Origin of the sequence: Streptococcus sp. FSL R7-0248 (assembly GCF_037967965.1) — a bacterium.
Classification (GTDB): domain Bacteria; phylum Bacillota; class Bacilli; order Lactobacillales; family Streptococcaceae; genus Streptococcus.
Map to the genome: position 1 here is coordinate 1244280 of NZ_CP150201.1, position 11888 is coordinate 1256167.

The 11888-nt window shown below is 40.1% G+C and carries 9 protein-coding genes and 1 pseudogene; 2 read left to right on the top strand and 8 right to left on the bottom strand.

Annotated features, from left to right (window positions below; genetic code table 11):
- Positions 1–104: 104 nt before the first annotated feature.
- On the top strand, positions 105–347 hold the full coding sequence (locus tag NYE32_RS05980) for a type B 50S ribosomal protein L31 (RefSeq protein WP_003093591.1): 243 nt from the start codon (positions 105–107) through the stop codon (positions 345–347).
- A gap of 125 nt (positions 348–472) precedes the next feature.
- Here the strand turns inward: NYE32_RS05980 and NYE32_RS05985 are convergent.
- The 5 genes and pseudogenes from NYE32_RS05985 to gyrA all read right to left on the bottom strand — a co-directional run bounded on the left by NYE32_RS05985 (position 473) and on the right by gyrA (position 6625).
- Positions 473–1735: pseudogene (locus NYE32_RS05985) on the bottom strand (NRAMP family divalent metal transporter).
- A 139-nt stretch (positions 1736–1874) separates the two neighbouring features.
- Positions 1875–2843: a DUF1002 domain-containing protein gene (locus NYE32_RS05990; RefSeq protein ID WP_060972464.1), complete on the bottom strand. Its 969-nt coding sequence runs from the start codon at positions 2841–2843 to the stop codon at positions 1875–1877.
- A gap of 114 nt (positions 2844–2957) precedes the next feature.
- Positions 2958–3359 carry a VOC family protein gene (locus tag NYE32_RS05995; protein ID WP_060972463.1) on the bottom strand — a complete coding sequence of 134 codons (402 nt, stop codon included), beginning with the start codon at positions 3357–3359 and terminating at the stop codon, positions 2958–2960.
- A gap of 36 nt (positions 3360–3395) precedes the next feature.
- Complete coding sequence (locus NYE32_RS06000; protein ID WP_060972462.1) at positions 3396–4157, bottom strand: sortase; 762 nt, start codon at positions 4155–4157, stop codon at positions 3396–3398.
- Positions 4157–6625, bottom strand: a complete 2469-nt coding sequence (gene gyrA, locus NYE32_RS06005) for a DNA gyrase subunit A (RefSeq protein WP_060972461.1) — start codon at positions 6623–6625, stop codon at positions 4157–4159. The genes NYE32_RS06000 and gyrA overlap by 1 nt, the downstream gene beginning before the upstream one ends.
- 220 nt (positions 6626–6845) lie before the next feature.
- On the opposite strand from gyrA, the gene NYE32_RS06010 reads away from it, so the two are divergent.
- Positions 6846–7832, top strand: a complete 987-nt coding sequence (locus NYE32_RS06010) for an L-lactate dehydrogenase (protein ID WP_060972460.1) — start codon at positions 6846–6848, stop codon at positions 7830–7832.
- Positions 7833–8021: 189 nt separating this feature from the next.
- Here NYE32_RS06010 and tnpA read toward each other — a convergent pair whose 3' ends face one another.
- From tnpA to NYE32_RS06025, 3 genes are all read right to left on the bottom strand, one after another.
- Complete coding sequence (gene tnpA / locus NYE32_RS06015) at positions 8022–8495, bottom strand: IS200/IS605 family transposase (protein ID WP_002891962.1); 474 nt, start codon at positions 8493–8495, stop codon at positions 8022–8024.
- 173 nt (positions 8496–8668) lie between these two features.
- Complete coding sequence (locus tag NYE32_RS06020) at positions 8669–10042, bottom strand: FAD-dependent oxidoreductase (RefSeq protein WP_048675487.1); 1374 nt, start codon at positions 10040–10042, stop codon at positions 8669–8671.
- Positions 10043–10331: 289 nt separating this feature from the next.
- On the bottom strand, positions 10332–11870 hold the full coding sequence (locus tag NYE32_RS06025; protein ID WP_060973265.1) for an ABC-F family ATP-binding cassette domain-containing protein: 1539 nt from the start codon (positions 11868–11870) through the stop codon (positions 10332–10334).
- Positions 11871–11888: the final 18 nt, after the last annotated feature.

Here is an 11888-nt window from a genome sequence, read left to right on the forward strand (position 1 = left end):
AAAATAGTAAAAAAGACTTGTCAAGAAGACCACCTTTTGATAAACTAAAATAGTTAAAAAACTATGGTGCGGAAAGTACCATGGCAGAAAGGAAATATTTTAACATGAAAAAAGATATCCATCCAGATTACCGTCAAGTAGTATTCATGGACACAACTACTGGTTACCAATTCCTTAGCGGTTCAACTAAACACTCAAACGAAACAGTTGAATTCGAAGGTGAAACTTATCCACTTATCCGTGTAGAAATTTCATCAGATTCACACCCATTCTACACTGGCCGTCAAAAATTCACTCAAGCAGACGGACGCGTGGATCGTTTCAACAAAAAATACGGTCTCAAATAAGCAACATCTTGTTGTTAAGCCATTCCAATTGGAATGGTTTTTTTGTATTCTCTTGGCTATAATCTCTCCTCCCCCGCTCCTTTAAAATAAAAAAACAGCTTCCATATGGAAACCGTTTAATCCTATTAACCTGCTTTACCAATAGCCAAAGCCCAGATAAAGAAGAGGGCAAATCCGAATAAGAAAATCAAACCTGCAATAGCAAGTCCTTTCAACCAAGTTGGAAGGTCTCTCTTTGCTTTTGTAACAAGTACATAATTCAAAAGCGCAAAGAAAGGTGTTGTAAGGAATGAACCAATCATGGCAAAACGAAGCATTGTTGCTACTTGACCTTGGAAGAAGAAAATAATGATGAGACCAAGAATAGCTGTCAATGTCATCCAAACATTCAATGGTGTTTGATTTTTTTCCTTTTGGTTAAACAAAAGACGAAGAGAAATTTCGTTAACACGTGAATAACCATCGATAACAGTAATCACAGTACCAAAGATACATAAGAAAGCGATAAAGGTAATCAAATAGCGTGACCACTCACCAAGCACTGAGGCATACATACCAACAAACTGAGCAATATACTTAGCTGATGCTGCTTCTACTGGTTTACCAGTTGGATACTGGATAAGAGCACCGAGTGCTACAAAGAATACTGCAAGAATAGCTGTTCCGATGAAACCAACGTTAAAGTCAAAGAGGGCATCGTCAGTGTTAAAGTCAACAGTTTTCTTTTTCTCAGCTGACCAAAGTGAGTTAATGGCTGAAATTTCAATTGGAGCTGGCATCCATCCAAGAAGTGAAACGATAAATGGAAGGGCTGCTAACTGCCATGGTGTTTTTTCAACGAAGTCAGCACTTTACTCTGGGTGTTTGATTGCTGCAATAATAACTGCTGCTACTGTTGCGATAGTCAAGGCTGACATGATCCATTTAGCCATGCCATCAAGAAGTTTGTAACCACCAAAGAGTAACATACCCCAAATGATTGCAACCAAAATGATTGACCATGTTGTAATACTCAAACCAAGCATTGGAAAGGCACTAGCAATGATAGCTGAACAAAGAATAGAAACACCTGCAGTATTAACCAAGGCTGAAAAGACATTCAAAATGAAGAATACCCAAAGATAGAACTTACCTTTCTCAGCATAACCTTCAACAAGGGTTTTACCCGTATCTGCGGTATACTCAGCACCAAAACGGAAGAATGGGTATTTAAAGAGGTTAGCTAGAATAACCAAGCCTAGCAAGGCCCATCCATAAGAACCACCCGCTTGAGTTGATGAAACGATGTGGGAACCACCTACGGCCGCTGAAGCCATTAGGATACCAGGTCCCATTGCTTTTATTTTACTACGCCAGGTAGACTGACTAGATATACTTGTTTCTGACATAAGAGAATCTCCTAAAATAAATTTTCAGAATAATCTGAATTGATGTTTACCTTTTACACAATTGTTGGAATAATTTCAATAGAATTTCACATATTTTCTGAAAAATAGAAAAAAGCCATCCAAATGGATAGCTCTTTTACTATTTAGAAAGTCCTGTAAAGAAATCTACGATAGCTTGCCAGATTTGTGCAAAAATATTTTTGCTGTTCTCAACCGCTTTGTTGGCATTAAAGTTTAGGTTGATTCCAGAGAAAGTATTACCAGCTTTCGAAACGATAGAATCTTTAAGTGAACTCAAGGTTGACTTAAAGCTAGCACTATCAATGATTGAAGACTTAGATAAATTCATAGCAAAATTCACCAGAAGGTTAATTTGCGTATCAGAAAGATTCAAGTTGTAATTATTAATTGTTTGCTGAACAATCGTTTTAGCTTGGTCTTCAGTCAACTTATCCCCTTTATCAGCAACAGCTGACTTAATATCAGTCATAGCTACATTAAGCTTGTCTGCATCATAGTCAGTCTTACCTGAATTTTCCTCATTAATTTGAGAAAGGGTTTTGAGTTCCTCTTGCGCAAGCTCTTTGCTTTCATCTGAAACTTTAGCTCCATTTTGCTCAAGGGAATAGTAAATACCAGCCAAGGCACTTTCTCCAGTAACTGCGATTGGTGCTGCTACCGTAATCTTAGCATGTTCAATACCAAGTGTCGTGGCAGCATTACGGTACATATCTGGAGTGATTTTCGTGATATTTTGCGGTGTCACAATCTCTACACTCAAGGTTTCCTTAGCACCCAGCTTAGCAATCTTAACCGAAGAATATAGCTGAAGACTAGAATCGTCAGCCACATTCATGATATTAGCGTAAGCAGATGTCGTCAAGGTCTTGACATTAGTATCCTTACTACTATCATACCCTAATAAATTCAAGGTTTCATTTCGTTGCTCTTCCGACAATGAATACCCCATCACATAGTCTGGTTGAACATAAGATTCATCAATAACCTTTTGGACTTGTGATGATGTTGCTGCTTGAGCAACCGAAGTAAAGGCTGTTACTGAAGCCAACATAGCCATCCCAGTAACAAGAAGTTTTTTCAATTTCATGTGTGTTTCCTTTCGAAAATAGAATAGTATTCCATAATCTCCTAAAGGACGACTGACTCTAGGCTCAGCCGTTCACCTATTATACCATGACTTAAAAAATTAAGGTTAAAAAAACTACTCGTGCAACTCCAAAGGAAGACCATCTGGATCAGCAAAGAAAGTCATCTTTTCACCGGTAAAAGTGTCCTTGCGAATAGGTTGGCAGGAGATACCCTTTTGTTCTAACTCTTGGACGACCTCTTCAATATTAGTCACTCTGAAAGCTAAATGACGTAAGCCACATGCCTCAGGATAAGACGGACGTTTTGGGGGCTCCACATAGTTCGGATCACTGATCTTATTGCCGAAGATTTCAAGTTCTATACCTCCACAGCGTAGGTCTAACTTATAATCATGACGTTCCGGACGGTGATTTTCCCGAATAATCTCAAAACCAAGTTTATTGACATAAAAATCTCGAGACAAGTCATAATCAGAAACAATAATAGCAACATGGTGCACTGTATTTAAAAACATATTTTCCTCCATTGAAAAAGACCCGAAGGCCCTTTCTTAACTTTGAAATTGATTGTATGACTTATTAAAGGCTTCAATAATATCTGAACTTGCCTTGTCAAAATCTACCTGTGATTTCAATTCACCTTTGACGATTGTACGCTGAGTTGCTTCGGCATCCGTACAAGTTACAAGGGTAACTTCAGACTTGCCAGGTGTATCATCAACTACTGCTACTTCAGTTGGTTGAACAACCTTCACCTCACTAATAACATAAGTATAGACTTTATTTTTATCCGTAAGATAAATCTTCATACCTTCCTTAGCCTTATCTAGCGGTGAAAATAGCATATCAGATGCACCGGCAATACCAAAGACGTGGTGGCTAGCTAGTGAATAGTTGTTTTCACCACCCATGACTTGATCTTCTTTCATCGTTCCTGCACCGTAAGTCAACTCTGTATTGCCGAGTCCTTTGAAAATAGGGAGATTGATACCTACCTCTGGAATAGCAATACCACCAACGACAGGAAGCTCTTGAGCATCCATCTGTGCCTGCAAGACAGACTCTGTACTAATTGATTTAACGGTATCAAAGTCAAAGCTAGTCTTAGCTTCCTTGTTTTTCTCAATAGTCTTTTTAGAAACCTTGCTCACTTGATACTTATTTGTATTCCAAGCAATCACTGTGTTTCGAATAGACTTATTGAAAATCAAGGCTAAACCAACAACCAAGAGAACAATAATCAACACCCAGCGAAGAATATCAAGCCACTTACGGCGTTTTTTTGTTACGTTATTTTTCTTATCTTTGCTCATTAGTTGTCACCACTTTCTTGATCTTCGGAAGCTTGTTCAACTTCTTCTGGCTCAACTAAAGCAAAGGTAACAATACGAGCAGAGTCATCCAAACGCATGACCTTAACCCCTTGAGTGGCACGACCAGTTTGTGAAATATTAGCAACGGCAGTACGGATGATAACACCTGTATCGGTGATGACCATGATATCCTCATCACCAGACACTGTTACAATACCTGCTAGGTTACCATTCTTCTCTGTGATATTGGCAGTCTTGATACCTTTACCACCACGACCCTTCGTTGGGTATTCAGTAGCTGAGGTACGCTTACCGTAACCCTTTTCAGTGATAATCAAGACTTCTTGGTCTTCTGTAATGGCAGCTGCACCAACAACTTGGTCACCATCACGAAGAGTTACCCCTTTAACACCGGCAGCCATACGACTCATGCTTCGAATAGTGTCCTCTTTGAAGCGTACACTGTAACCAAATTTAGTACCAATGACAATTTCTTCATTACCAGTAGTCAAGAAGACATTGATTAGCTCATCACCTTCTCTAAGTTTCAAGGCAATCAACCCATTTTGACGAATGTTCTTAAATTCCGTTTCTTTTGTACGTTTAACTAGACCTTGGCGAGTTACAAAGACAAGGTGATTATTTTCAGAAGCTTGATCACTCTTGGCATTAATGACTGTTTGAATAGTCTCACCTTCGTCCAACTTCAAGAGATTGACGATAGGTAAGCCTTTGGCTGTACGACCGTATTCTGGGATTTCATACCCCTTAAGACGGTATACACGCCCCTTATTAGTCATGAAGTAAAGGTGATCATGGGTGCTTGTTGAGACAATATCACGAACAAAGTCATCATCGTTAACACCAGTACCTTGGACACCGCGACCACCACGTTTTTGTGAACGGAACTCGTCTTGGGCTAAACGTTTAATATACCCTTTATTTGAGAGAGTGATAACAACATCTTCTTCCTCGATGAGGTCCTCATCTTCAAGAGAAATGACCTCTCCAACCATAAGCTCTGTGCGGCGAGCATCTGCAAATTTACGCTTGCTTTCGTCCAATTCTTCCTTGATGATAGCAATGACACGTTCTGGTTTTGCCAAAATATCAGCTAAATCAGCAATCAGAGCCAAGAGATCATTGTACTCATTTTGAATCTTATCACGTTCCAAACCTGTCAAACGACGCAAACGCATATCAAGAATAGCTTGACTTTGACGTTCCGTGAGTTCGAAGCGAGCCATCAACTCAGCTTGAGCCTCAGCATCAGTTTGACTGTTACGGATAATCGTAATCACTTCATCCAAATGATCAAGGGCAATCAACAAACCTTCTAAAATATGGGCACGTGCCTCAGCCTTATCCTTGTCAAACTGTGTACGACGAACCACAACTTCTTGTTGGTGAGCAATATAGTCAGCCAAGATTTGACGCAAAGAAAGGATTTTAGGAACACCCTTTTCAATGGCCAACATGTTGAAGCTGAAGTTAGTCTGAAGTTGCGTTAATTTGAACAAATTGTTCAAGATAACATTGGCAGAAGCATCACGACGCACTTCGATGACAAAGCGTACGCCTTCACGAGAAGACTCGTCACGGACTGCTGTAATCCCCTCAATACGCTTTTCTTGAGCTAAACGAACGATATGTTCATGAACCTTGGTCTTATTGACCATGTAAGGAAACTCAGTGACAACAATACGCTCACGACCTGATTTAGTTGTTTCAATTTCAGTACGCGAACGAAGAACAATAGAACCCTTACCAGTTTCATATGCACGGTGAATACCAGATTTCCCCATGACCAAGCCACCAGTTGGAAAGTCTGGACCAGGAAGAACTTCCATCAGTTCACGTGTTGTGACTTCAGGATTATCCATCATCAATTTGACAGCATCAATCGTTTCAGCCAAATTGTGTGGTGGGATGTTAGTCGCCATACCAACGGCAATCCCTGTCGCACCATTGACAAGAAGGTTTGGAATACGTGACGGAAGAACGATTGGCTCACGTTCTGATCCATCATAGTTATCTTGAAAATCAACGGTATTCTTATTGAGATCACGAAGCATTTCCAAGGCGATTTTAGACATACGCGCCTCAGTATAACGCTGAGCGGCAGCCCCATCACCATCCATAGAACCAAAGTTCCCGTGACCGTCAACCAACATGTAACGGTAGCTCCACCATTGCGCCATACGAACCATGGCTTCATAGATAGATGAGTCTCCGTGTGGGTGATATTTACCCATGACATCCCCGGTAATACGGGCAGATTTTTTATGTGGCTTATCAGGTGTCACCCCAAGCTCATTCATTCCATATAGAATACGACGTTGTACAGGTTTTAAACCGTCACGAACATCTGGGAGAGCACGAGACACGATAACACTCATGGCATAATCGATAAAGCTTGTCTTCATCTCAGACGTCAAATTAACGTCAATTAAATTATTATCTTGCACTCTAAAAATGCCTCTTTTCTTTCATTCAAATCATTCCAAACTCTAATAAAAGAGTATAGAAAATTTCTATAATATTATACCATAAAACGCTTTACTTTTCAGTTGTGTAAACGCTTTCATCTATTATTTCCTTATTATTTCGTGACATCCATCACTTAAAGTGGTAGAATAAGCAGTGTACGGGGTAACCCAATTAAAAAATAAGGAGATGTTTAGACCCATGACTGCAACTAAACAACACAAAAAAGTCATCCTCGTTGGTGACGGTGCCGTAGGTTCATCTTACGCTTTCGCACTTGTAAACCAAGGTATCGCTCAAGAACTTGGTATCATCGAAATTCCACAATTGTTCGAAAAAGCTGTTGGTGATGCGCTTGACCTTAGCCACGCGCTTGCTTTCACTTCACCTAAAAAAATCTACGCAGCTAAATACGAAGACTGTGCGGATGCTGACCTTGTAGTTATCACTGCTGGTGCTCCACAAAAACCAGGTGAAACTCGTCTTGATCTTGTTGGTAAAAACCTTGCTATCAACAAATCTATCGTTACTCAAGTTGTTGAATCAGGCTTCAATGGAATCTTCCTTGTAGCAGCTAACCCAGTTGACGTATTGACTTACTCAACATGGAAATTCTCAGGATTCCCTAAAGAACGCGTTATCGGTTCAGGTACTTCACTTGACTCAGCTCGTTTCCGTCAAGCACTTGCTGAAAAACTTGGCGTTGATGCTCGTTCAGTTCACGCCTACATCATGGGTGAACACGGTGACTCAGAATTTGCCGTTTGGTCACACGCTAACATCGCCGGTGTAAACCTTGAAGAATTCCTTAAAGACACTCAAAACGTTCAAGAATCTGAATTGGTTGAATTGTTCGAAGGTGTTCGTGATGCCGCTTACACAATCATCAACAAAAAAGGTGCTACTTACTATGGTATCGCTGTTGCCCTTGCTCGTATCACTAAAGCTATTCTTGACGATGAAAATGCAGTACTTCCATTGTCTGTATTCCAAGAAGGTCAATATGGTGTAAGCAACGTCTTTATCGGTCAACCTGCTATCGTAGGTGCACACGGTATCGTACGTCCAGTTAACATCCCATTGAACGATGCTGAACAACAAAAAATGAAAGCTTCTGCTGACGAATTGCAAGCTATCATTGATGAAGCATGGAAAAACCCTGATTTCCAAGAAGCTTCAAAAAACTAATCTAACATTAGTTAAATAAAAGTCTCCAGTAGGAGGCTTTTTTCGTATTAGTCAAAACCACTCGTGAGAACGGGTGGCTTGCTCTTCGGCTGAAAGCCTCTGCTACCGGCCGAGGCCTAAAGGCCTACTGAATGGTTTCCCTTCAGCACCACCTTTGCTAGCTGACCCGTCTAGCGGGTCTCTTTAAGATTACTTTCTCTTATTCTTCTCACCTGTAAACGGATCATACTCCTCAAATAGACTTAGCTGATCTGCTATCACGTCTTCTTGTAATTGATTACGAATATATTCTTCAATTCGCTTCTGATTTCGTCCAACCGTATCAACATAAAACCCTCGACACCAAAATTTGCGATTCCCATATTTATACTTTAAATTAGCGTGTCGATCAAATATCATTAAGCTACTTTTGCCCTTTAAATATCCCATAAATGAAGAAATACTTAGTTTCGGTGGTATACTCACCAACATGTGAATATGATCTGGGCAAGCTTCTGCTTCATGAATTTCAACACCTTTTCTTTCGCATAATAATCGTAAGATTTGACCAATACTTGCTTTGTATTTCCCATAAATTATCTGACGTCGATATTTGGGTGCGAACACAATATGATACTTACAATTCCATGTAGTATGTGCTAAACTATTATTATCCTGTCTCATCAGGGGTCCTCCTTTTGTATATTAGTTAGTGGTCGGGAAACCTTATCTAATATAACACTTTAGGGGGACTTTTTTGATACATCGCTAAAAGCTTTTCGGAACCACTAGCACAGCTAGTGGTTTTCGTGAGACAAAAAAAAAACAGCTAATTCGACTGAATTAGCTGTTTAAGATTATTTAGCTGAGATAGCTGCTTTAGCAATATAGCTAAGCGGTTGGTTAAAGTGTGGCAAGAAGAACAAATCAAGCAATTGAAGACGGTCAATAGTTACACCTTCTTGGATAGCCAATGAGAACATGTGGATTCCCATAGAGATGTCCATGCGTGATACCATTTGAGCACCAAGAACTTTGCGTGTATCTTTGTCATAAACGATCTTGATTGTAACGTCTGCATTTTCATCTTCCATAAAGGCAGCTTTTTGAAGATCTGTTGAAGATACTACTGCTGGATTGAAACCAAAGCGTTTTGCTTTTTCTTCTGTCAAACCAGTTGATACCATGTTCAAACCATAGATTGAGATACCATTTGATCCTTGAACACCGTTTGATTCAACATCGCCACCACCGGCATTATGACCACCGACAATACCTGAACGAACAGCGTTTGAAGCCAAGGCAATGTAGTTCACATCATCAAGGGCATTGTCATAAACGGTAGCACAGTCACCAACTGCATAAACATCTTTGATTGATGTTTCTTGTTTCTTATTAACAAGGTAAGCGCCATTACGGAATGTTTCCAACTTACCAGCACCAAGAGCTGTGTTAGGACGGAAACCAACAGCAAGAACAACCATATCGACATCGTAAGCATTTTTATCTGTAACGATGCGTTCTACCTTAGTTTCACCTTCTACTGCTTTAACAGTTTCACCAAATGCCAATTTAATACCGTGGCTTTCCATATTTTTAGCCATAAGGTCAGTCAAGTCATGGTCGTAATAACCTGCCAAACATGTATCAACAACGTCGATAAGGATAACTTCTTTTCCATGACGTTGGAAAGCTTCAGCCAATTCAACACCAATGTAACCAGCACCTACAACCGCTACACGTTTGATATCTTGAGATTTGTCGTTCAACTTATCAATAACTTCTTGAGCGTTTTGGAAAAGTTTAACAAATTGAAGGTTTTCAAGCGTAGCTTCGAAAGTACGGCTACCTTCTTTAATTTCGGCACCTTCGATTGGAGGCAAGATTGGTTGAGAACCTGTAGCCAAAATCAATTTGTCATATGATTCAACATGCTCTTTACCATCTACGAGGGCTGTAACAGTTTTACCATCAAAGTCAATAGACTCAACTGGTGAGTTCATATAAACTTTAGCGCCCTTGCTTTCAAGTCCTTCTTTGTTGGCATAGAAAAGACCATCAGAACCTGAGATTTGATTACCGATCCAAAGGGCCATACCACAACCCAAGAATGAAATGTTAGAGTTTTGGTCGAAAACAACTACTTCATTTTGGTCTCCGTAATTATCGAGAATAGTATTAATACTAAAAGTACCAGCGTGGTTAGCACCAACAACTACGATTTTTGACATAAGTTTATCCAACTTTCTTTTGATAATAGTTTACTAATTTATTCTACCATAATCGGAAAACGGTTACACCTTTTATGCTCAGACTTTGTTACTTTTTGAACAAATTAAATTTGTATGCTCAAAACCCAAATAGGTCACGACAAAATCTGTAGAAAAACACTTTATGATGCTGACGATCTTCCTCTACACCATCTCCGTCTTATCAAATCTTAGTAAGTCTACTCAGCTCTTTAACATAAAAAAAGAGTGAGCAACTCTCTCTTTAGAGAATGCCAACACTCTTTTATCACTATACTAACTCATTAAAATCCCAAACATCTGTCCAACCTTCATAAAATTCGGGTTCGTGACATACCATGAGGACACTACCTTTAAAGGCCTGAAGGGCCCGCTTCAATTCATCCTTGGCGTCAACATCCAAGTGGTTGGTCGGTTCGTCCAGAACAAGGACATTATTTTCACGATTCATAAGGAGACAGAAACGAACCTTAGCCTGTTCTCCACCTGAAAGCACCTGAATTTGACTTTCAATATGTTTAGAGGTTAATCCGCATTTGGCTAGAGCTGCACGAACCTCAGCTTGATTTAGAGCTGGGAAAGCGTCCCAAATCGCTTCAAGAGGCGTCTGACGTGAGCCTTCTGCTTCTTGTTCAAAATAACCTAGATCAATAAAATCACCTGTTTCAACTTCTCCTTCGAGTGGTTGAATAATACCAAGCAGGCTCTTAAGCAAAGTGGTCTTACCGATACCATTGGCACCGACAATAGCTACCTTTTGATTACGTTCGAATGTAAGATTCAATGGAGCCTTGGTCAACGGACGGTCGTAACCAATAACGAGATCTTTGGTTTGGAAAATAAAGCGTCCAGGTGTACGACTTTCCTTGAAATGGAATTCTGGTTTTGGCTTCTCTGCCTGCAACTCGATAATTTCCATCTTATCCAATTTTTTCTGACGCGACATGGCCATATTTCGAGTAGCAACACGCGCCTTGTTACGGTTAACAAAATCTTGAAGGTCTGCAATTTCCTTTTGCTGACGTTCATAGGCTGCTTCCAATTGAGCTTTCTTCATTGCATAGACAGATTGGAAATTGTCATAATCACCTGCATAGCGAACCAGATCTTGATTTTCAACATGGTAGACAATGTTAATCACATCGTTTAGGAACGGAATATCGTGCGAAATGAGGACAAAGGCATTTTCATATTCTTGAAGATAGCGTTTAAGCCAGGCAATGTGTTCAGCATCCAAATAGTTGGTTGGCTCATCGAGAAGCAAGATATCGGGTTTTTCAAGCAATAACTTAGCCAAGAGAATCTTGGTACGTTGACCACCTGAAAGGTCCGTTACATCTGTATCCATACCAAAATCCATGACACCTAGTGCACGGGCAACCTCATCAATCTTAGCATCTAGTGTGTAGAAATCACGCGTTTCCAAACGATCCTGAAGCTCACCAACTTCTTCCATCAGAGCATCAACGTCAGCTCCTTCGTCAGCCATAGACATGTAAATCTCGTTGATACGCTCTTCAGTCTTAAAGAGTTCATCAAAAGCCGTACGTAGGACATCACGAACAGTCATTCCCTTTTCAAGAACAGCATGCTGATCCAAGTAACCCGCTGTAACGTATTTAGACCACTCTACCTTACCTTCATCTGGCTGCAATTTTCCAGTAACGATAGACATGAAGGTTGACTTTCCTTCACCGTTAGCACCGACAAGACCGATATGCTCACCTTTGAGCAAACGGAATGAGACATTTTCAAAAATAGCACGGTCACCAAATCCGTGACTAAGATTTTTGACTTCTAAAATAGACATAGCATATCTGGGCTAAAA

Bases quoted from the DNA above. Each gene is read 5' to 3' on its own strand.
- NYE32_RS06020 (WP_048675487.1), bottom strand. From the start codon at position 10,042: ATGTCAAAAATCGTAGTTGTTGGTGCTAACCACGCTGGTACTTTTAGT.
- NYE32_RS06010 (WP_060972460.1), top strand. From the start codon at position 6,846: ATGACTGCAACTAAACAACACAAAAAAGTCATCCTCGTTGGTGACGGT.
- NYE32_RS05990 (WP_060972464.1), bottom strand. From the start codon at position 2,843: ATGAAATTGAAAAAACTTCTTGTTACTGGGATGGCTATGTTGGCTTCA.
- NYE32_RS05980 (WP_003093591.1), top strand. From the start codon at position 105: ATGAAAAAAGATATCCATCCAGATTACCGTCAAGTAGTATTCATGGAC.
- NYE32_RS05995 (WP_060972463.1), bottom strand. From the start codon at position 3,359: ATGTTTTTAAATACAGTGCACCATGTTGCTATTATTGTTTCTGATTAT.
- NYE32_RS06000 (WP_060972462.1), bottom strand. From the start codon at position 4,157: ATGAGCAAAGATAAGAAAAATAACGTAACAAAAAAACGCCGTAAGTGG.
- tnpA (WP_002891962.1), bottom strand. From the start codon at position 8,495: ATGAGACAGGATAATAATAGTTTAGCACATACTACATGGAATTGTAAG.
- NYE32_RS06025 (WP_060973265.1), bottom strand. From the start codon at position 11,870: ATGTCTATTTTAGAAGTCAAAAATCTTAGTCACGGATTTGGTGACCGT.